Annotated in this window: 20 protein-coding genes; 5 read left to right on the top strand and 15 right to left on the bottom strand. The window is 62.7% G+C overall.

The genetic code is table 11. The features are described 5' to 3' along the window. Nucleotides 1-87 precede the first annotated feature (87 nt). From msrQ to mrcB, 9 genes are all read right to left on the bottom strand, one after another. Nucleotides 88-702: a protein-methionine-sulfoxide reductase heme-binding subunit MsrQ gene (gene msrQ, locus PPL01S_RS16910; RefSeq protein ID WP_016391828.1), complete on the bottom strand. Its 615-nt coding sequence runs from the start codon at nt 700-702 to the stop codon at nt 88-90. Next, complete coding sequence (gene msrP / locus PPL01S_RS16905) at nt 702-1715, bottom strand: protein-methionine-sulfoxide reductase catalytic subunit MsrP (protein WP_016391827.1); 1014 nt, start codon at nt 1713-1715, stop codon at nt 702-704. The genes msrQ and msrP overlap by 1 nt, the downstream gene beginning before the upstream one ends. Before the next feature lie 79 nt (nt 1716-1794). Next, entirely contained in the window at nt 1795-2646 is an 852-nt protein-coding gene (gene pssA, locus PPL01S_RS16900) for a CDP-diacylglycerol--serine O-phosphatidyltransferase (RefSeq protein ID WP_016391826.1), read from the bottom strand. A gap of 150 nt (nt 2647-2796) precedes the next feature. Further along, the gene (gene ilvC, locus PPL01S_RS16895) at nt 2797-3813 is read right to left on the bottom strand and encodes a ketol-acid reductoisomerase (protein ID WP_003250043.1); all 1017 of its coding nucleotides are present in this window, start codon (nt 3811-3813) and stop codon (nt 2797-2799) included. 55 nt (nt 3814-3868) lie between these two features. Beyond that, nucleotides 3869-4360: an acetolactate synthase small subunit gene (gene ilvN, locus PPL01S_RS16890; protein ID WP_003250040.1), complete on the bottom strand. Its 492-nt coding sequence runs from the start codon at nt 4358-4360 to the stop codon at nt 3869-3871. 1 nt (nt 4361) lies between these two features. After that, nucleotides 4362-6086, bottom strand: a complete 1725-nt coding sequence (locus PPL01S_RS16885; protein ID WP_016391825.1) for an acetolactate synthase 3 large subunit — start codon at nt 6084-6086, stop codon at nt 4362-4364. Nucleotides 6087-6495: 409 nt separating this feature from the next. After that, a complete protein-coding gene (locus tag PPL01S_RS16880) occupies nt 6496-6828 on the bottom strand; it encodes a YqcC family protein (RefSeq protein WP_028625886.1) in 333 nt (110 codons plus the stop codon). Then, on the bottom strand, nt 6828-7616 hold the full coding sequence (locus PPL01S_RS16875; protein ID WP_033743655.1) for a tetratricopeptide repeat protein: 789 nt from the start codon (nt 7614-7616) through the stop codon (nt 6828-6830). Before PPL01S_RS16875 ends, PPL01S_RS16880 begins: the two co-directional genes overlap by 1 nt. Before the next feature lie 15 nt (nt 7617-7631). Continuing rightward, nucleotides 7632-9950, bottom strand: coding sequence for a penicillin-binding protein 1B (mrcB, locus tag PPL01S_RS16870; protein ID WP_016391822.1), 2319 nt, complete (start codon nt 9948-9950; stop codon nt 7632-7634). Nucleotides 9951-10067: 117 nt separating this feature from the next. Between mrcB and PPL01S_RS16865 the strand changes: the two genes are divergently transcribed. Then, on the top strand, nt 10068-11630 hold the full coding sequence (locus tag PPL01S_RS16865) for a bifunctional aminoglycoside phosphotransferase/ATP-binding protein (RefSeq protein ID WP_016391821.1): 1563 nt from the start codon (nt 10068-10070) through the stop codon (nt 11628-11630). Between the two features lie 175 nt (nt 11631-11805). Next, on the top strand, nt 11806-12084 hold the full coding sequence (locus PPL01S_RS16860) for a TfoX/Sxy family protein (protein WP_016391820.1): 279 nt from the start codon (nt 11806-11808) through the stop codon (nt 12082-12084). A 182-nt stretch (nt 12085-12266) separates the two neighbouring features. Here PPL01S_RS16860 and PPL01S_RS16855 read toward each other — a convergent pair whose 3' ends face one another. From PPL01S_RS16855 to PPL01S_RS16840, 4 genes are read right to left on the bottom strand one after another with little or no spacing between them, the layout of a single operon-like run. After that, nucleotides 12267-13154: a ChaN family lipoprotein gene (locus tag PPL01S_RS16855; protein WP_028625885.1), complete on the bottom strand. Its 888-nt coding sequence runs from the start codon at nt 13152-13154 to the stop codon at nt 12267-12269. A gap of 12 nt (nt 13155-13166) precedes the next feature. Further along, nucleotides 13167-13934, bottom strand: coding sequence for a heme ABC transporter ATP-binding protein (locus tag PPL01S_RS16850; protein ID WP_016391818.1), 768 nt, complete (start codon nt 13932-13934; stop codon nt 13167-13169). Then, nucleotides 13934-14917 (bottom strand): FecCD family ABC transporter permease, encoded by a 984-nt coding sequence (locus PPL01S_RS16845; RefSeq protein ID WP_162176861.1) that lies wholly within the window; start codon nt 14915-14917, stop codon nt 13934-13936. Before PPL01S_RS16845 ends, PPL01S_RS16850 begins: the two co-directional genes overlap by 1 nt. 50 nt (nt 14918-14967) lie before the next feature. Further along, the gene (locus tag PPL01S_RS16840) at nt 14968-15843 is read right to left on the bottom strand and encodes a heme/hemin ABC transporter substrate-binding protein (protein ID WP_028625884.1); all 876 of its coding nucleotides are present in this window, start codon (nt 15841-15843) and stop codon (nt 14968-14970) included. Between the two features lie 149 nt (nt 15844-15992). On the opposite strand from PPL01S_RS16840, the gene PPL01S_RS16835 reads away from it, so the two are divergent. Next, nucleotides 15993-16310: a Rieske (2Fe-2S) protein gene (locus PPL01S_RS16835; RefSeq protein WP_016391815.1), complete on the top strand. Its 318-nt coding sequence runs from the start codon at nt 15993-15995 to the stop codon at nt 16308-16310. Here PPL01S_RS16835 and sfsA read toward each other — a convergent pair. Both sfsA and PPL01S_RS16825 read right to left on the bottom strand, forming a co-directional pair. Continuing rightward, nucleotides 16300-17013 (bottom strand): DNA/RNA nuclease SfsA, encoded by a 714-nt coding sequence (gene sfsA, locus PPL01S_RS16830; protein ID WP_016391814.1) that lies wholly within the window; start codon nt 17011-17013, stop codon nt 16300-16302. The two genes, PPL01S_RS16835 and sfsA, sit on opposite strands and share 11 nt — an antisense overlap. Further along, on the bottom strand, nt 17013-18185 hold the full coding sequence (locus PPL01S_RS16825; protein WP_016391813.1) for a pyridoxal phosphate-dependent aminotransferase: 1173 nt from the start codon (nt 18183-18185) through the stop codon (nt 17013-17015). The genes sfsA and PPL01S_RS16825 overlap by 1 nt, the downstream gene beginning before the upstream one ends. Before the next feature lie 210 nt (nt 18186-18395). On the opposite strand from PPL01S_RS16825, the gene dksA reads away from it, so the two are divergent. Both dksA and gluQRS read left to right on the top strand, forming a co-directional pair. Then, nucleotides 18396-18842 carry an RNA polymerase-binding protein DksA gene (gene dksA / locus PPL01S_RS16820; protein WP_016391812.1) on the top strand — a complete coding sequence of 149 codons (447 nt, stop codon included), beginning with the start codon at nt 18396-18398 and terminating at the stop codon, nt 18840-18842. Nucleotides 18843-18905: 63 nt separating this feature from the next. Further along, complete coding sequence (gene gluQRS, locus PPL01S_RS16815; RefSeq protein ID WP_016391811.1) at nt 18906-19793, top strand: tRNA glutamyl-Q(34) synthetase GluQRS; 888 nt, start codon at nt 18906-18908, stop codon at nt 19791-19793. The last annotated feature ends 45 nt before the right edge of the window (nt 19794-19838 follow it).

Raw genomic sequence — 19838 nt, 5'->3', positions numbered from 1 at the left:
GAGCCCGTCAACCTTTAATTCCATATATTTGAAATATTCGAGGTAACGACCGCGTCACGACTAACAAATGCTCGCCATGACACATTCCTACGAAACCGCCCTCCCCCGCCGCCCTATCAGCCGAGGCACCCGCCGAGCCACAGCCGGAATCCGCAACACCATCAACAAACCACCAATCCCCGCATAGATCGCCCACTCGCGCAGATCCGAACGAACGATCCACAAAAAATGCAGCAGACCCAAGCCGAGAATCACATACACCAGCCTATGCAGCTTCTTCCATCGCGCCCCCAAGCGACGCTGACTGTGACGATTGGAAGTCGCCGCCAGCGCCAGCAAACCCAAGAAGCCAAGCGCACCGACGATAATGTACGGCCGCTTGCGCAGCTCGACAGCAAACTGCCCCCAGTCCAGCCCTAGGATGAAGAACAGGTAACAAAGGATATGCAGCACTATATAAGCAAAGCACCATAATCCCAGCTGCCGGCGAATCACGATCCAGCCAGACCACCCCGTCAGCTTTTGCAGGGGGGTCATGCCCAAGGTCACCAGCAGAAAGGTCAGCGCGCCCAATCCCAGGCGATCCATCATGATCTTGCCGGGGTCAGGCCCCAACAGGTTCATCGCCGCCTCATACAGCCACCACAGCGGGAACAGACAGCCCAGGATAAAGATGGCCAGACGTAACCAGGGATAACGCATCAGTAATTCTTCCGCAGATCCAGCCCGGTATAGAGCGACGCCACCTCTTCGGCGTAACCATTGAACATCTGTGTCTGCCGCACATTCGGGCTGAACAGCCCACTAGGCAAACGCCGCTCACGCGCCTGAGTCCAGCGCGGGTGATCGACTTCAGGATTCACGTTGGCATAGAAGCCATACTCATCCGGTGCCAACCCTTCCCAGGTGGTTTGTGGCCGCTCGGCCACCAGGCTGATGCGCACGATCGACTTGATGCTCTTGAAACCATACTTCCAGGGCACCACCAGCCGCAACGGCGCACCGTTCTGGTTGGCCAGCTCCCGCCCATACATGCCGACAGCCAGGATGGTCAAAGGATGCATGGCTTCATCCAGGCGCAACCCCTCTCTATAAGGCCAGTCGATCAGGGCAAAGCCTGAGCGCTGCCCAGGCATGTGCTCGGGGTCCTTCAACGTTTCAAAACGCACGTAACGCGCTTTCGAGGTGGGCTCGACCTGCTTGAGAACCTGCGCCAGCGGAAAGCCCAGCCAAGGGATCACCATCGACCAGGCCTCCACGCAGCGCAAACGGTAGATGCGCTCTTCGAGCTGATACGGCTTGACGAAGTCCTCCAAGGCATAACGCCCCGGCTTTCCGACCTCTCCGTCGATCACCACCGACCACGGCGCGGTCTTCAGGCTCCCGCCGTTGGCAGCCGGGTCGCCCTTGTCGGGCCCGAACTCATAGAAGTTGTTGTAGTGGGTGGCATCCCTGAACGGGGTGATCGCCTCGCCCTTGACCGTCACCGCCTGCCAACGCGTGGCAGCCAGCTTGTCGCTGAACCAGGCCGGTGCCGCGCCCGCCTCGACATCCGCGTAACGCGGCGCGTCGTCTGCTCGGACGGCAAACGGCACTGCGCCCAGCGCAAGGCCGGCGAGCGAGCCACCCAGCAGGGTGCGACGTGTAAGGTAGATGCCTTCGGGAGTGATCTCCGATGCCTTGCAGTCGGAAGACCGGGGAAGCTTGATGAGCATGGTGGGCTCCATAGCACTGGATAACGAATGTACCAGTAAGACTATGGAGCCGGAGGGTTATTCCACCATTAAATCATTGTCACGCTTTGCGGCGGCGGCCACGCAGCAGGTACTGGATCGGCCCGGATGCCGCATAGGCAAGGAAGATCAGCAGCAGGATGCGCGGCGGGTCGCTGAATACCACAGCGAACACCAGCACCACTGCCAGGATCGCCACAAACGGCACGCGCCCCTTGAGGTCCAGTTCCTTGAAGCTGTTGTACTTGATGTTGCTGACCATCAGCATGCCCGCTGCGGCAACCAGCAGCGCCACGAGGAACGACAGCTTGGAACCCTGGATGCCATAGTCGCTGAACGCCCATACGGTGCCGGCGACCACACCGGCGGCAGCCGGGCTGGCCAGGCCGATGAAGTAGCGTTTGTCGGCGGTACCGACCTGGGTGTTGAAACGAGCCAGTCGAAGCGCCGCGCCAGCCACATAGATGAAGGCGACCATCCAGCCGACCTTGCCCATGTCGCCAAGCGCCCAGCCAAAGGCGAGCAAGGCTGGAGCAACACCAAAGGCGACCATGTCCGACAGCGAGTCGTACTCGGCACCGAAGGCGCTCTGGGTATTGGTCATGCGTGCGACCCGGCCGTCGAGGCCATCGAGCACCATTGCCACGAAAATGGCGATGGCAGCAAAGGCAAAGTATTTGCTCGCCTCGCGTGGATCACCAGCGCTCAGGGCACTCTGCGCGCTCATCGAACTGATGATCGAGTAGAACCCGGCAAACAGGTTGGCGGTGGTAAACAGGTTGGGCAGCAGATAGATGCCACGATGGCGCACCTTGCGCCCTTCGGCGTCATGCCCTTCTTCAACGTGCTCATCGACAGGTAGCAGGCTTTCGGCGTCGGAGGGCTTGTTCGGCTCTTCGGGACGTTCGCTCATGGAGGGTACCTTGCAACAGGATGGAAAATGTTCGACACGGGCCTGCGAAACAGGTTCTGACGGCAAGCCACTGGTCTGCTTTATACCAGAAGCTGACTGCCAGAACGAAAAAACGCGGCCGAAGCCGCGTTTTTCATCTTTCGATAAGACTCAGTTCTTGGTCTTGTCGACGATTTTGTTAGCCGAGATCCACGGCATCATCGAGCGCAGTTGCTCGCCGATGATTTCGATGCCGTGAGCGGCGTTGTTGCGGCGCTTGGCGGTCATCGATGGGTAGTTGGTGGCGCCTTCGGAGATGAACATCTTCGCGTACTCGCCGTCCTGGATGCGCTTCAGAGCGTTGCGCATGGCCTTGCGGGATTCTTCGTTGATGACTTCCGGACCGGTGACGTACTCACCGTATTCGGCGTTGTTGGAGATCGAGTAGTTCATGTTGGCGATGCCGCCTTCGTACATGAGGTCAACGATCAGCTTCAGTTCGTGCAAGCACTCGAAGTAGGCCATTTCTGGCGCGTAGCCTGCTTCGACCAGGGTTTCGAAACCGGCCTTGACCAACTCGACGGTACCGCCGCAGAGAACGGCCTGCTCACCGAACAGGTCGGTTTCGGTCTCGTCCTTGAAGGTGGTTTCGATGATGCCGGTACGGCCGCCACCAACGCCCGAAGCGTAGGACAGGGCGACGTTCTTGGCGTTGCCGGAGGCGTCCTGGTAGATAGCGATCAGGTCAGGAATGCCGCCGCCTTTGACGAACTCGGAGCGAACGGTGTGGCCCGGGGCCTTCGGCGCGATCATGATCACGTCGAGGTCGGCACGCGGAACAACCTGGTTGTAGTGGATCGAGAAGCCGTGGGAGAAGGCCAGGGTGGCGCCTTTCTTGATGTTCGGCTCGATTTCGTTCTTGTACAGGGCGCCCTGGAACTCGTCCGGGGTCAGGATCATGACCAGGTCAGCCGCAGCGACAGCGGTAGCAACGTCGGCAACTTTCAGGCCGTGGGCTTCTGCCTTGGCAACGGTAGCCGAACCTTTACGCAGACCGACGGTAACGTCCACACCGGAGTCCTTCAGGTTGCACGCCTGAGCGTGGCCCTGGGAGCCGTAACCGATGATGGCGACTTTCTTGCCCTGAATGATGGAAAGGTCGCAGTCTTTATCGTAGAAAACTTTCATGAAAATACCCCTGGTTATATCTCGGCCCCTGCGGAGCCATCGCTAATTTTTGAATTTAGATGCTGAGCACTTTGTCGCCACGGGCAATGCCGGTGACGCCACTGCGCACGGTTTCGAGAATCGATGCAGTGCCGATGGCCTGGATGAAGCTGTCCAGTTTGTCGCTGGTGCCGCTCAGCTGCACGGTGTACACGCTGGCGGTCACATCGACGATCTGGCCACGGAAGATATCCGTGGTGCGCTTGATCTCGGCACGCTGGGCACCGGTGGCCTTGACCTTGACCAGCATCAGTTCACGCTCGATGTGGGCGCTTTCCGACAGGTCGACAAGCTTGACCACTTCGACCAGCTTGTTCAGGTTCTTGGTGATCTGTTCGATCACTTCGTCATGGCCAACGGTGGTCAACGTCAGACGCGACAGGGTCGGGTCTTCGGTCGGCGCCACGGTCAGGCTTTCAATGTTGTAGTTGCGCTGGGAGAACAGGCCGACCACGCGGGACAGAGCACCCGGTTCGTTTTCCAGCAGCAGGGAAATGATGTGCCGCATATCAGGTACGCTCCGTCTTGCTCAGCCACATGTCACGCATCGAGCCATCCTTGATCTGCATCGGATAGACGTGCTCGGTACGGTCGACCGCGATGTCGATGAACACCAGGCGGTCCTTCATCGCGAAGGCTTCTTCCAGCTTCGGCTTGAGGTCCTTCAGGCTGGTGATGCGGATACCCACATGACCATAGGCCTCGGCCAGCTTGATGAAGTCAGGCAGCGACTCGACATAGGAGTGCGAGTGACGGCCGTTGTAGGCCATGTCCTGCCACTGGCGGACCATGCCCAGCACACCGTTGTTCAGGTTGACGATCTTCACCGGCAGGCCGTACTGCATGCAGGTGGACAGTTCCTGGATGTTCATCTGGATGCTGCCTTCGCCGGTGACGCAGGCGACGTCCTGCTCCGGGAAGTTCAGCTTGATGCCCATCGCCGCCGGGAAGCCGAAGCCCATGGTGCCCAGACCACCGGAGTTGATCCAGCGGTTCGGCTTGTTGAAGCGGTAGTACTGCGCCGCGAACATCTGGTGCTGGCCCACGTCGGAGGTGACGAAGGCATCGCCCTTGGTCACTTCGCACAGGGTTTCGATCACCGCCTGAGGCTTGATGACGTTACCGTCGCCCTTGTCGTAGGGGAACAGGTCGCCAGTGCCGCGCCATTCGCCGATCTGCTTCCACCAGGCATCGATGGCCGCCTTGTCAGGCTGCTCGCCGATTTCCTTGAGGATGCCGAGCATTTCGCTGAGCACGCTGTCGACCGGGCCGACGATCGGCACATCGGCCTTGATCATCTTCGAGATCGACGCCGGGTCGATGTCGACGTGGATGATCTTGGCGTTCGGGCAGAACTTGGCCGGGCCGTTGACCACGCGGTCATCGAAGCGCGCACCGACTGCGAAGATCACGTCGGCATGGTGCATGGCCATGTTGGCGGTGTAGCTGCCGTGCATGCCGAGCATGCCGAGGAACTGGCGATCGGTACCCGGGAAACCACCGAGGCCCATCAGGGTGTTGGTGACCGGCAGGTTCAGCGACTTGGCGATCTCGGTCAGGGCTTCGGAGCCGCCACCGAGGATGACGCCACCGCCGGAATAGATGATCGGGCGCTTGGCAGCCAGGAGCATCTCTGCAGCCTTGCGGATCTGCCCGGAGTGGCCACGGACCGCTGGGCTGTAGGAGCGCAGCTTGACCTTCTTCGGGTAGACGTATTCGAACTTTTCGGCCGGGTTGGTCATATCTTTTGGAATGTCGACCACGACCGGACCTGGGCGACCGGATTGCGCCAGGTAGAAGGCTTTTTTCAGAACTTCGGGGATCTCGGTGGCATGTTTGATCATGAAGCTGTGTTTCACGATCGGCCGCGAGATGCCAATCATATCGGTTTCCTGGAAGGCATCGGTGCCAACCATGGTGCTAGGCACCTGGCCGGACAGGATGACCATCGGAATCGAATCCATGTAGGCGGTGGCAATGCCGGTGATGGCATTGGTCGCGCCCGGGCCGGAGGTCACCAGCACCACACCGGCCTTGCCGGTGGCACGGGCGTAGCCGTCCGCCATATGGGTAGCCGCCTGCTCGTGACGAACCAGGATGTGCTCGACTTCCGGTTCCTTGAACAGTGCATCGTAAACATGCAGGAGAGCACCACCAGGGTACCCGTAGATGTGCTTAACGCCTTCGTCACGCAAGAAGCGGACGACCATCTCAGCGCCAGATAAAAGCTCCACGTTGTTCACCTCTAAAACGCCAGAATACCGTCCTCACTGGACGGGTCTTAATAGGTTTACTGCCAAGCAGAGCATGAGCGGAACGTCAGCACTGACTGAGCAAGTATTGGGAGCGCCCCAGAGTGTTGCGGGGTTTTCCCACCCAGCGCGAGGTAACGCGTTGCGGGGTGAAACGGGTCGGCGCGGGTGTGCGCCTCATGATCTGCTTAGCGGGTCTGCTTCTGGCAGTCCCTCTACAGCGGAATCTGGATTCTTGTTATTCGGCGTCAGTAAGTCAAGAAAAATTATTGCCAATTTTTCCCCAAGATGAATTCCTGCCACCACTAAAAACCGACTCAGCAGCAGGAATAATAAGATTTCCACAAAAAAGGGCCACAATCTGCGGCCCCTGACGGAAAAAGAGAAGAAATCAGGCGGAAGGAGCGATCAATTGATCAAACTCTGCTAGCAGCCGTCGTAGCACGCGACTCTGCTCCGGACGGTCGGCAAACACCGTTTCGGCCATGACCAGGATTCCAGATGCGCTGGGCAGCGGCTGGCCGAGCTCGATGATGATCCTCATGCGTTGCAGGAAAATCCACTGCAGCCACTGTTCGAAGCTCATGGTATCGACCGCGAAAGGCACCGTACTGGCCAGTGCCTCGTCGCTTGGCGGCTCGTCGTCCCACCAGCCTTGCACCTGCAGTTCGCGCTCGATGAGCAGCAGGTGGTCGGCGATATCGAGAATACGTTGTTCGATCATCAGGAGTTGACCTGCGCCTTTTGTCGGGCCAGTGCCGCACCCGCGCTGTCACCCTGCTTCTCGCGGGCCTGCGCGATGGTGTTCCACAGCTCGGCCTGCAGGCTGGGCCGGCCGTTGGCGTAGGTCAGCGCACGGCGTGCCAGTTGTTCAGCCTGCGCCGCATCACCCTGGGACAAACGCACCTGGGCAAGGCGATACAGCACTTGTGGCTCGCGTGGGGCGATGCGCTGGGCACGCTCCAGGCTCGAAGCAGCGCCGTTGAAGTCACCGCTGCCCTGTTGCGACTGGGCGGTGGTCAGCAGCGCCAGCACCGGGCCATCGAGCTGCTCGTCGGCGGACAGGCCGCCGGAGGTGGCATTGCTGCGCGGGATACCGGTGGGTGCGCTGCTGGCCGCCGGGGTGCTGTTCATCGAGGCGATGTCGAACGGCTCGTCGGCGATCGGATTCGGGTTGGTGGTCATCGGCGCAGCATTGACCGGCTCGGTGGTCATCGGGGTGGTGCTGATGGGGGCTGCGCCATTGCCCGCCGGGAAGGTCTGGATGCCCGTGGCGCCGGCGCCTTGCGGAATCATCACGGTCACCCCGGAATCCTCGGGCAGCGACTGCGCCTGCGTGGTGCCGTTATTCATGCCAGCCGACGAGCGGTTGGCCGTGACCCGTTCACTGTTGGACACGCGGGTGCTCGAATCGACCACAGGGATATTGCCACGCTGCACACTGGAGCAGCCCTGGAGCACAGCCAGCGCCGTCAAGGCAGGAAACAGCCACTTATTCACGTCACACCTCATCAATGCAGCCAGCGCTTAGTTCATCCAGCCTTTTACCCAGTCCATGACCGATTCTGCCGGATTCTGCTCGCCGCCACAGGCTGCCCCGGCGGGCGGTTCGCTGCCGCGAATATACGGCATCTGTACCGCTCCCGGACAGCTTCCGTCGGAACCTCGCCCGCTGTACGGGTCGATCCAGGCCTGCACCACGTTGTCCGGTTGTGGCATGTCCAGCGGTAGCGGGTCGGCCTTCTTCATGAAGCTGGTCCAGACCTGCAGCGCGCCAGTGGCGCCGGTGAACGGTGTCTTGCCGTTGTCGTCGCGGCCCATCCACACCACGGCCAGCAGGTCCTGGCTGAAGCCGGAGAACCAGCTGTCGCGTGAGTCGTTGCTGGTACCGGTCTTGCCCGCCAGGGTCAGCGAGCTGGGCAATACGTTGTACACCGACCGGCCAGTACCTTCGCGCATCACCCGCTGCATGGCGTTCTGCACCAGGTAGATCGACGCCGGGTCGAAGGTTTGCTGGATCTGGAACGGGTAGCGCTTGAGCGGCTCGCCTTCGGCGGTCAGTACACTGCGAATACCGCGCATCGGCGTGTTGAAGCCACCGTTGGCGATGGTCTGGTACATGGTCGCCACCTGCATCGGCGACATGCCACCGGCACCCAGCAGCATCGCCGGGAATGCAGGCCAGTCCACCTTCACCCCGAGCCGACCGATGGTCTTGATGACATTGGGCACGCCCACTTCAAGGCCGAGCTTGGCAGTCGACAGGTTGTAGGAGTTGGCCAGGCCCTGGTACAGATAGATCGTGCCGTGCGGGCGGCGATCGTAGTTCTGCGGTCGCCATACCTGGCCATCGGCACCCTTGACCGAGAACGGCTCGTCTTGCACCCAGCTGGTCAGGGTGTACTTGCTCGGCTGCTCCAGCGCCGTCAGGTAGACCGCCGGTTTTACCAGCGAGCCGATCGGCCGCACCGCATCGATGGCGCGGTTGAAACCGGCAAAGCCGGACTGACGGCTGCCGATCAGGGCCTGCACCTCACCGGTCTCCGGGTTGGTCACGACCATCGCCGACTCGACTTCGTCAGCCCCCTTGCGCCCGGCAAGGCGCTTGAAGGTCTCGTTCATCGAACTTTCGGCTTTCATCTGCAGGATCGGGTCGAAGCTGGTGAAGATGCGCAGGCCTTCTTCGGTCAAGTCTTCATCGCGATAGTCCTGGCGCAGCTGGCGCTTGACCAGGTCGAGGAAGGCCGGGAACGAGCTGTCGGCCAGACTGCCACGCTTGGTCACGCCCAGCGGCATCTTCTTCGCCGCGTCGACCACTTCCTGACTCGCCACGCCCTGCTCTGCGACCACGTCGAGGACCAGGTTGCGACGAGCCAGGGCACGCTCGGGATAGCGGCGCGGGTTGTAGTAGGACGGCCCTTTGACCATGCCCACCAGCAAGGCGATCTGGTGCAGCTTGAGTTCCGACAGCGGCTGGCTGAAGAAGAACTGGCTGGCAAGACCGAAGCCATGCACGGCGCGCTGGCCATCCTGGCCGACGAATACTTCGTTGAGATAAGCCTCGAGGATTTCACGCTTGTCGTAGTGCATTTCCAGCAGTACGGCCATCATCGCTTCGGTCAGCTTGCGGCTGAGGCTACGCTCGCTGGTCAGGTAGAAGTTCTTCACCAGCTGCTGGGTCAGGGTGCTGCCGCCCTGGCGCATGGAGCCTGCCGAGGTGTTGACCCAGACCGCACGGGCGATGGACTTGGGCGACACACCAAAATGGCTGTAGAAGTCGCGGTCTTCCGTGGCCACCAGGGTTTCGAGCAAATAGGGCGGCACCTGGTCGATCTTGATGAGGATGCGGTCCTCGAGGTTTTTCGGGTAGATGCCACCGATCATCAGCGGCTCCAGACGGACAACGTCCAGCTTGCCATTGGCACCCGAGAGCCCCGCCACGTAGTCGCCCGAGAAGCGCACACGGACGAACTGCGCAGGCTCCATGCCTTCATAGAACTGGAAGCCACGGGTGTTGAGGTCGACGCTGTTGCCGTTTATCGACGCCGCACCCGGGCCGTTGGCCGCACTCTCGCGCCGGTAGCCGAGGGCGTCGAGCTCGGTGAGGAAGTCGTTCTTGCTCAGCTTCTGGCCGACGAACAGCTCCAGCGGCCGGGCGTACACCTTGGCAGGGATGGTCCAGCGCTTGCCGGAGAACTTCTCTTGCACGACGGCATCGAGGTAAACCGCGAAGCCGGCGACGATCACCAGGCCGACCAGGCTGAGCTTCAAGGCCCAGCCCAGCCAGGCGCGCGAGCGGCCGGTCGGGCGTTTCTGAGGGGTACGAGGATTTCGGGTTCGAGTCATGGCGGCGGATTATACGCACTTTGTAAGGGCTGGGCAGGCGCCCCCTGGCGGTATGCAGGGACGGCACCATTGACCATAATGGCGCTTTCGAATTCCCTGCCCCCGGAAGGAAATCCCGTGAGCCAAGCCTTGATCACCGCGTTGCAGAACCCTGCCCTCTATCCCCACCCCGTGGACGGGTTCCAGCTCATCGAGACGCATATTTCCTGGGTCTTGCTGACAGGCGAGTACGCCTACAAGATCAAGAAGCCGATGAATTTCGGCTTCCTCGACTTCACCGCACTGGACCAGCGCCAGCATTTCTGTAACGAAGAGTTGCGCCTGAACCAGCGCCTGACCGAAGGCCTGTACCTGGAAGTCCTGCCGATCACCGGTAGCGCCGAAGCACCGCAGATCGGCGGCGACGGCGAGGCGATCGAATATGTGCTGAAGATGCGTCAGTTCCCCCAGGGTCAGATGCTCAATACGTTGCAGGCCAACGGTGAACTGAACGCCAGCCACATCGACCAGATGGCGCGCCAGATTGCCGAATTCCACCTGCAAACCCCCAAGGTTGCCGCCGAGCAGCCCTACGGCTCGCCTGAAAGCGTGATGGCGCCGGTCGAGCAGAACTTCGAACAGATCCGCCCGTTCCTCAGCGACCGCGCCGACCTGCAGCAGCTGGACAACCTGCAGGCCTGGGCGCGCAGCAGCTTCGAGCGCCTGCAGTACCTGTTCGCTTCGCGCAAGGCCGACGGCTTTACCCGCGAGTGCCATGGCGACATCCATCTGGGCAACGCCACCCTGATCGATGGCAAGGTGGTCATCTTCGACTGCATCGAGTTCAACGAGCCCTTCCGCATGACCGATGTCTGGGCCGACACCGGCTTCCTCGCCATGGACCTGGAGGACCGCGGTCTGAAGTGCCTGGCGCGTCGCTTCGTCAGCCAGTACCTGGAGCTGACCGGCGACTATCAAGGTCTGGAAGTGCTCAACTTCTACAAGGCCTATCGCGCCCTGGTTCGGGCCAAGGTCGCCTTGTTCAGCATGCCCGCGAATGCCGATGGCGTGCAGCGTGCCACCACCCTGCGCACCTACCGCAACTACGCCAACCTGGCAGAAAGCTACAGCGCCATCCCGTCGCGTCTGCTGGCCATCACCCACGGCGTCTCGGCTGTAGGCAAGAGCCACGTGGCCATGCGCCTGGTAGAAGCTCTGGGTGCGGTGCGCGTGCGTTCTGACGTGGAGCGCAAGCGACTGTTCGGCGAGCAGCAGTCGGCTCATTCCGGGCAGCAGAACGCCGGCATCTATGACCAGGATGCCAGTGTCGCGACCTACCAGCGCCTGCACGAACTGGCCACCACCATCCTGCGCGCCGGTTACCCGGTGGTGCTCGATGCCACTTATCTGAAACACGACCAGCGCAAGGCGGCAGCAGAGGTCGCCAGCGAAACCGGCGTACCGTTCCTGATCCTCGATTGCCATGCCCCTGAGGCAGTGATCGCCAGCTGGCTGGAGCAGCGCCAGGCGCAAAACGACGACCCGTCGGACGCAACCCTGGAAGTGGTCAAGGCCCAGCAGGCCAGCCGAGAGCCTCTGGATGTAGCCGAACTGCCGCACGCCACGCGTGTGGATACCCAGGACAGCGCCAGCATGGATCAGGTGATCGATCAGATCCGCCAGCGTCTGCCGGGTCTGTAAGCGTAACGGCCCTATCGCCGGCTTGCCGGCGATAGGGCCCTGACAGGCTGCTCATCCCCCAATCCGTCGCCCCCGATGGCAAAAGGCCGCGCATTTCCCAACCCCCGCTACACTCCTCTCTGACCTGCTCGCGATTTATCCCCCTAGACCCGTTCAGCCATCGCAAGGAGGCTCGATGAACGATGAATTGCAGCATCTGAAGAATCTTGGCAAGACCTCCGCGCAGTGGTTGCACGCGGCCGGTATCCACAGTGCATCGGACTTGCGTCGCCTCGGCGCAGTCGGTGCCTACCAGGCCGTGAAAACGCGAGGATTCCGGGCGTCGAAGGTGCTGTTGTACGCCATTGAAGGCGCACTGCTGGACATGCACTGGAACGATTTGCCCGCCGAGCGCAAGCAAGCGCTCAATCAACAACTGGACGCAAAATGCACCGCGCAAAAAAATCTGAAATAAACAGCGAGAGGGGATTGACGCCGTAATGAGAATCGTTATGATTATCGCAACTGGTCGCGAGACTGGTTGGATAAACTGAAAGCCCCTGGTTCGGACTCTCAGATTATCTCCTCATCAGGCTAATCACGGTTATTGACCCGGCAATTTGCCGGGTCTTTTTTTGCCTGCAGATCAGCAATCTTCTATTTGCGCAATTGCGCGCAGTAATCCTGAGCAGGCGTCGCCGGGGTGTACCAGACGTAATCGGCCATCGCCGCATCCACTGGCTCGCCCACCTCAGCCAGTATCAACACTGGGCTCTGACCCTTCGCGCCCAGGTCCGCAAGATGCAATGGAACGCCGAGGTCCTTGCGCGCGTGGTAAGCCCCGGTAAACAACAGGGCTGGCTGCGGTGCCGCCAGCAGCCGCTCGGCGATACGCCGATCACGCTGCTGCTGGACCGCCAGCATCGCCGGTAGCTGGCTTTCAGGCAGCAACCCACAATGCCCCGCCCGTACCTGTTCGAGCAGTGCGGCCTTCACCGCTGGCGCATTGGACCTTTGCCCTGGCAACGCTGCCGACTGGCGATACGCTGCACGCATTTCGCCAGCCGAAAGGTTGGCTGGCAGCAGTGCGATGCGCGTTTGCAAGGCCTCGCGGACAATCGGCCCATACAGCTGCCAATCCCAGCCGTCCTGCCAAGCCAGGGCCTTGGGCAAGTCATCCGGCAATGACGACTGCCCCTGCACGGCCTCCAGGCGCGGCTGCTGCTCTGGCTGCAGCATCTCCAGCAGCAGGCTGCCTTGCACGCGTCGGGCTTGCAGCGCGCGCATCAACCACAGTTGCAGGGCGTGATGATCAGGGTTGTCGTGCTTCTCGCCCACCAACACGCGGGGCGCACCGGACAGTCGCTCTACCAGCTGCTCCGGGCTGATGGGCTGGCCGCTTGCCAGGTCGTTTATCTGCCCCAGCGTGGCGCTGTCACGCCCCTCCGGGCTCTGCCAGGCAGGCAATGGCGGCAGGCTCGCCTGGCACCCTGCCAGCGACAGCAACACACACAGCAACGAGCCGGAAATCCATGGATGGCGCACGAGAACTGCCTCCTAGCGGGTGATGATCAGCGGATGGCCCCGTTCCGGATGGGGCTGAACCAGCACCTCGATGCCAAAGACCTGCTTGAGGGCGGTTGGCGTCAACACCTGCTGCGGCGATGCCAACGCATGGCAGCGGCCACCGTCGAGCAACAGGATACGATCACAGTAGCGTGCCGCCAGATTCAGGTCATGCAAGATGACCAGCACGGCGGCGCCTCGGTCCGCGAAGCTGCGCACGGCTTGCAGAGTGGTGTGCTGGTGCAGGGGGTCGAGCATCGAGGTCGGCTCGTCGAGCAGCAAGGTGCTGCCTTCGCCACCGGGCCAGAGCTGGGCCAGGACCCTGGCCAGGTGCACGCGCTGGCGTTCGCCGCCCGACAAGGCCAGGTAACTGCGCTCGACCAAGTGCCACGCATCGGCCGCACGCAACGCCGCTTCGACGATTTCCCGGTCCCGTTGTGCCCCGCTGCCATGGGGCAGTCGCCCCATCCCCACCACTTCCTCGACACGGAAGGCAAATCCAAGGCTGGACACCTGCGGCAGTACCGCCAGGCGCTGCGCCCGGTCCTGTCCCGGCCACTCGGCCAATGTCTTGCCATTGAGCGTCACCCGCCCCTGGCTGGGCGACAGTTCGCCACACAAGGCCCCGAGCAGTGTGCTCTTGCCCGCGCCATTGGGCCCAAGCACACCGAGCACCTGGCCGGGCAGCAGTTGCAGATCGATGTCGTGGAGCACGTCGTTGCCGCCACGGCGCAGATGCAGGCTTTGCACTTCGAGCATCAACTGCGCCCCCGAATCAGCAGAAACAGGAAAAACGGCGCGCCGATGAACGCTGTCACGATGCCGATCGGCAACTCCGCCGGTGCCAATGCCAGGCGTGCCGCCAGGTCGGCGAACAGCAGCAATGCGCCCCCCGCCAACAAGGACGCCGGCAACAGCACCCGGTGATCGGGCCCGGCCAGCAGGCGCACCAGGTGCGGTACCACCAGGCCGACGAAACCGATCAGGCCCGCCGCCGCCACAGCGGCGCCCACACCCAGTGCCGTGCAGAGCACCAGCTCACGCTTCAAGCGCTCCACCTCGATACCCAGGTGACGTGCCTCCGACTCTCCCAGCAGCAAGGCATTGAGTGCCTGGGCCCGACGCGGCAGCCACAAGGCGACGGCCACGACCACGATCAGCAGGGGCCACAAACGCTCGTAACTCGCCCCGTTGAGGCTCCCCAGGTTCCAGAAGGTCAAGGTGCGCAAGGTCGCGTCATCAGCCAGGTAGGTGAACAGACCCACGGCCGAGCCGCCCAGCGCCGTCAGCGCGATACCGGCCAGCAGCATGGTCGCGACGTTGGTCTGCCCATCGCGGCGCCCCAGCCGATAGACCAGCGCAGTCACTCCCAGTCCGCCGACGAAGGCGCAGACCGACAACAGGTAGGGGGCGAACCACTCCGGTATGCCAACCAGCCAGCTGCCGCCGACAATCGCCACCGCCGCCCCCAGCGCTGCGCCACTGGCCACACCGACCAGGCCAGGATCGGCCAGCGGATTGCGAAACAGCCCCTGCATGGCCACGCCTGACAGCGCCAGCACCGCCCCCACCGCCAGGCCGAGCAAGGTACGAGGCAGGCGGATCTGGCCGAGGATCATGTCCGCCTGCTCCAGGCCGTCGCCAGCGATGGGCAGCCCGAGCAAGCGCAAACCCGCACGCAAGGTATCGAACAGCGGCAGGCTGACCGGCCCCAGGGCCAGCGACAGCCAGACCGCCAGCACACACAGCAAGCCCAGGCCAATGAACAGCGCGCGCGGTTGGATCCGTTGCTTCATCGAGCGATGCTGGCCGGGTAGAACGTCGCCGCCAGGTCCTGCAAGGCCGCCGGCAACCGTGGGCCGAGGCCGCCTACCAGCAGCGTCGGGTCGAGCACTACCAGGCGCTTGTCGCGCGCGGCCCGGGACGCGGCCAGAGCCGGATTCTCCTTGAGCAGGGCTTGCAAGGCCTGGTCACCCACCATGGCACGATCGGAGACCACCAGCACATCCGGGTCCAGCGCCGCCAGCGCTTCATTGGAGAAGTTCTTGTAGCCCTGATGCTCTGCCAGGTTGCGCGCCCCCGCCTGGCGCAACAGCCAGTCGCCCGCGGTACCTTGACCTGCGATCAGTGGCTTGGCCCCCGCGTGGCCGACCAGCAGCAGCACGCCTGGCGCCTTGTGGCTGACCTGGGCCTGCTTGACCTTCAGTTGCAGCGCCTCGATCTGCTGGTGATAACGCGAGGCAAGCTGCGCGGCCTTCTGCTCGGCGCCGAGCAACCCGCCCAGGTGCTTGAGGTTGGCATCGACAGCCGCGAGGTCGGCCTGGCTGGAGAACAGTTCGACGCGCACGCCGGCGCTACGGATCTGCGCCAGCACCGGTGGCGGGCCCATTTCTTCGGTGCCAGCCAGCAAGTCCGGGCGCAGGCTGAGAATGCCCTCGGCCGACAGCTGGCGCTGATAGCCGATGCTCGGCAGCGCTTTGAGCGATTCGGGGTGCTGGCTGGTGGTGTCGACGCCTACCAGGCGTGGCTCGCCGCCCAGTTCACTGATCCACTCGCTCAACGCCCCGCCGGCACTGACCCAGCGCTGTGGCAATTCACCCGCGAAGACGTGGGAGCAAGCTACGAGGGCTGCGCACAGGGCGAGCATGGCGGCGGGACGGCGCATCATCGGATTCCTTCTGAAGGCGGGCTGCCAGCCTTGTGGCGGGTAGCGGAACTGCGTAACCATAGCGGCTCGGGCGCAGGGAATGCGGGCAATTTGATAATTATTCGCATTGAAGCGTCAAGTTATCCCTTGTTTCGCGGGTCGTTCTTGCAATGCACTTCCTTTGTACTTCCGCAGCGCTGGCCGAAGGCCACAGCCGCGCCTTCAGCGTAGACGGCATCGAACTGTTCGGCGTGCGCCGCCAAGGCACGGTGCATCTCTATCGTAATCGCTGCCCGCACCGAGGCATCCCCTTGAACTGGACAGCGGACGCCTTCCTTGATGACAGCGCCAGCTTGATCCACTGCGCCCATCACGGCGCTCTGTTCCTGATCGAAAGTGGCGAATGCGTGGCCGGCCCGTGTGAGGGTGAGGCGTTGCAGGCCTTGGGCTGCCAGGAAGACAGCCAGGGCATCTGGTTCACGGGTTGAGCAACACCGGGAGTGGGCGGTCGATGACGATCTGCCGGACATCCAGCCGCGCACCGTAGGCCAGGACCTCAACGCCATCTGCCACAGCGGCACGCAACGCCGTGGCATAGGCCGCGTCGATCTCCTCTGCAGGGCGCACAGCCTCGACACCGGTCAGGTTCACGCAGTACAGCTGCACGGCGCGGATACCCTGGCGGGCCAGCGATGCCAGTTCACGCAGGTGCTTGGCGCCGCGCTGGGTCACCGCATCAGGGAAGGCCGCCACGTTACTGTCCGCAAAGCCCAGGGTCACGCTCTTGACCTCGACGTAGGCCGGCCCGTCGGCAAACTCCAGGCGAAAATCCACCCGGCTGCCCTCCTCGCCATAGGCCACCTCGCGCTTGAGCGCAGTGAACCCTGCCAGCTCAGCGATCACGCCCGCACGCAGGGCCTCTTCGATCAACGCATTGGCGCGCCCGGTGTTGATGCAGGCCAGCCGCCCCTGAGGGGTTTCGCTGATCTCCCACGTGCCTGGCAACTTGCGCTTGGGGTCGTTGGAACGACTGAACCAGACTTGCCCGCCTTCGCGCATGCAATTGAGCATGGAGCCGGTGTTGGGGCAGTGGATGGTGAGCTGTTCACCATTGGCCAGTTCGATATCCGCCAGAAAACGCTTGTAGCGGCGCAACAGTCGACCTTGCTCGAGCAATGGGAAGAACACCATCAGCCTTTCCAGCTCCGCAGCCCACGGGCAATGCGCTGTACCGCCTCTTCCAGGCGCGGCAGGCTCTGGGTGTAGGCAAAGCGCACATGATGGCCGGCCAGGTGGCGCCCAAAGTCCAGACCTGGAGTGAACGCCAGGTGTTCGGTTTCCAGGAAGTGCTGGCAGAACGCGAAGGCGTCACCGCCAAAGGCGCTGATGTCGGCGTACAGGTAGAACGCGCCTTGCGGCTCTACCGCAATGCGGAACCCCAGTTCGCGCAAGGCAGGTAGCAGATAGTCGCGGCGACGGGCGAACTCGGCCCGGCGCTCCTCGAAGATAGCCAGGGTTTGCGGCTGGAAACAGGCCAGTGCCGCGTGCTGGGCCATGCTCGGGGCGCTGATGTACAGATTTTGCGCAAGCTTTTCCAGGTCGGCCACGGCATTGGGCGGCGCCACCAGCCAGCCAAGCCGCCAACCGGTCATGCCGAAATACTTGGAAAAACTATTGAGGACGAAAGCCGAGTCGTCGACCTCCAGCACGCTCGGCGCATCCATGCCGTAAGTCAGGCCGTGATAGATCTCATCCACCACCAGGTGCCCTTGGCGTTCACGGGTAGCCTTGGACAGGCTGGCCAGTTCATCGCGGCCCAGCACCGTGCCGGTCGGGTTGGCAGGCGAGGCCACCAGGGCGCCGACGGTATCATTGTCCCAGTAGCGCTCGACCAGGTCGGCGGTCAGTTGGTAATTGACCTCCGGCCCCACCGGCACCAGCTGCGCACCGCCTTCCACCAGCCGCAGGAAGTGGCGATTGCACGGATAACCCGGGTCGGCCAGCAGCCAGTGCTTGCCGGGGTCGACCAGCAGGCTGCTGGCCAGCAGCAGCGCCCCCGACCCACCCGGGGTGATCAGGATGCGCTCAGGATCGACCGAAACACCGTAGCGCGACGCGTAGAAACCGGCGATGGCCTCGCGCAGGGCCGGCAAGCCCCGGGCCGCGGTATAACGGGTGTGCCCCGCCGCCAGGGCGGCCTGGCCAGCTTCGACGATGGGCGCGGCGGTAGTGAAGTCCGGTTCGCCGATTTCCAGGTGGATCACATCGTGTCCGGCGGCCTGCAGCTCGTTGGCCCGCGCCAGCAGCGCCATGACATGGAAGGGTTCGATGGCGCGGCTGCGCGCACTGTACGGGTGGGCCATGACCTTCTCTCAATTGGGTCTAAACTGGTGATTCTACCTCTGCGCGGGATCGAACGTGCGCCTCACGGCGCTGTCAATACCTAGGATCGGGCGGGGTAGCGCACCCCCGATCTATCTGGTAAGTTCGGCGGCTCGCAGTCGCAGGGCCGGCGGGTGCCGGAGATGGAGCAGCCTGCGCATTGGATCAGATGAGTGAGAGGCGGTCTATTCATGTCCACCGTAGAAAAGCAAAAAGCCGGTCAGACCATGTACGGTGTCGAACCTTATAAGGAAACCAAAGGCGAAGAGTACATGGGCGAGCCCATGAGGAAGCACTTCACCAAGCTGCTCAATGCTTGGAAGGGCGAGCTCATGCAGAGTGTGGACCGCACCGTGGACCACATGAAGGATGAGGCAGCCAACTTCCCGGACCCGGCCGACCGCGCCAGTCAGGAAGAAGAGTTCGCTCTGGAGCTGCGCAACCGCGATCGCGAGCGCAAGCTGATCAAGAAGATCGACAAGACTCTCGACAAGATCAAGGACGAGGAATACGGCTGGTGCGATTCGTGTGGCATCGAGATCGGCCTGCGCCGTCTGGAAGCCCGTCCGACTGCCGACCTGTGCTTCGACTGCAAGGAAATCGCGGAGAAAAAGGAAAAGACCGTCGGCAAAGGCTGACCGTTCTCCCATCCGAACGGGGCGCATCAGGCGCCCCGTTTCATTTGTGACCCAGCACGGCCCATGAACGACTCCCCCTACATCGGGCGTTTCGCCCCCACTCCCAGCGGCTTCCTGCATTTCGGCTCGCTGGTCGCCGCCCTCGCCTCCTGGCTCGATGCCCGCGCCGTCAATGGCCGCTGGCTGCTGCGCATGGAAGACACCGACCCGCCTCGGGAAATGCCCGGTGCCCGTGACGCGATCCTGCAGACACTCGAACGCTACGGGCTGCAATGGGATGGCGAGGTGGTCTACCAGAGCCAGCGACACGACGCCTACGCCGCAGTGGTAGACCGCCTGTTCAACATGGGTCTGGCCTATGCGTGTACTTGCTCACGCAAGCAGCTGGAGGGCTACGACGGCATTTACCCGGGCTTTTGTCGTAACGCAGGGCATGCCCGCGAAGGCGCGGCGATCCGTTTGCGGGTGCCCGAGCTGATCTACCGCTTCAAGGACCGGGTGCAAGGTGATTTCCAGCAGCACCTGGGCCGCGAGGTGGGCGACTTCATCATCCAGCGCCGGGACGGGCTGTATGCCTATCAACTGGCCGTGGTGCTGGACGACGCGTGGCAGGGCGTTACCGATATCGTGCGCGGCGCCGACCTGCTCGACAACACGCCGCGCCAGCTGTACCTGCAGGAACTGCTGGGCTTCTCGCAGCCGCGCTACCTGCACATTCCGCTGATCGTGCAACCGGATGGCCACAAACTGGGCAAGTCATACCGTTCGCCGCCACTCGAGGCCGACCAGGCCACGCCGTTGTTGCTGAGGGCGCTGCGGGCGTTGGGGCAGGAGGCCGAGCCTGGATTGTCGATGGCGACACCGGCAGAGGTGCTGGCGGTGGCGCGGCAGCGCTGGCGGCCGGAAGCGATTGCGCAGCGCACCACGGTGCCCGAGGCGGATTTGCGCTGAGGCATCACCGGCGATTAGGCCAGAACAGGCAACCCACCCTGAAAT

The sequence above is a fragment of the Pseudomonas plecoglossicida NBRC 103162 = DSM 15088 genome (assembly GCF_000730665.1).
GTDB classification, from domain to species: Bacteria; Pseudomonadota; Gammaproteobacteria; order Pseudomonadales; family Pseudomonadaceae; genus Aquipseudomonas; species Aquipseudomonas plecoglossicida.
This window is presented reverse-complemented; position numbering and strand designations above follow the sequence as displayed.

Coding starts and splice junctions, on each gene's coding strand:
- msrQ (WP_016391828.1), bottom strand. CDS start 702: ATGCGTTATCCCTGGTTACGTCTGGCCATCTTTATCCTGGGCTGTCTG.
- msrP (WP_016391827.1), bottom strand. CDS start 1,715: ATGCTCATCAAGCTTCCCCGGTCTTCCGACTGCAAGGCATCGGAGATC.
- pssA (WP_016391826.1), bottom strand. CDS start 2,646: ATGAGCGAACGTCCCGAAGAGCCGAACAAGCCCTCCGACGCCGAAAGC.
- ilvC (WP_003250043.1), bottom strand. CDS start 3,813: ATGAAAGTTTTCTACGATAAAGACTGCGACCTTTCCATCATTCAGGGC.
- ilvN (WP_003250040.1), bottom strand. CDS start 4,360: ATGCGGCACATCATTTCCCTGCTGCTGGAAAACGAACCGGGTGCTCTG.
- PPL01S_RS16880 (WP_028625886.1), bottom strand. CDS start 6,828: ATGATCGAACAACGTATTCTCGATATCGCCGACCACCTGCTGCTCATC.
- PPL01S_RS16875 (WP_033743655.1), bottom strand. CDS start 7,616: ATGAGGTGTGACGTGAATAAGTGGCTGTTTCCTGCCTTGACGGCGCTG.
- mrcB (WP_016391822.1), bottom strand. CDS start 9,950: ATGACTCGAACCCGAAATCCTCGTACCCCTCAGAAACGCCCGACCGGC.
- PPL01S_RS16860 (WP_016391820.1), top strand. CDS start 11,806: ATGAACGATGAATTGCAGCATCTGAAGAATCTTGGCAAGACCTCCGCG.
- PPL01S_RS16850 (WP_016391818.1), bottom strand. CDS start 13,934: ATGCTCGAAGTGCAAAGCCTGCATCTGCGCCGTGGCGGCAACGACGTG.
- PPL01S_RS16840 (WP_028625884.1), bottom strand. CDS start 15,843: ATGATGCGCCGTCCCGCCGCCATGCTCGCCCTGTGCGCAGCCCTCGTA.
- PPL01S_RS16835 (WP_016391815.1), top strand. CDS start 15,993: ATGCACTTCCTTTGTACTTCCGCAGCGCTGGCCGAAGGCCACAGCCGC.
- sfsA (WP_016391814.1), bottom strand. CDS start 17,013: ATGGTGTTCTTCCCATTGCTCGAGCAAGGTCGACTGTTGCGCCGCTAC.
- PPL01S_RS16825 (WP_016391813.1), bottom strand. CDS start 18,185: ATGGCCCACCCGTACAGTGCGCGCAGCCGCGCCATCGAACCCTTCCAT.
- dksA (WP_016391812.1), top strand. CDS start 18,396: ATGTCCACCGTAGAAAAGCAAAAAGCCGGTCAGACCATGTACGGTGTC.
- gluQRS (WP_016391811.1), top strand. CDS start 18,906: ATGAACGACTCCCCCTACATCGGGCGTTTCGCCCCCACTCCCAGCGGC.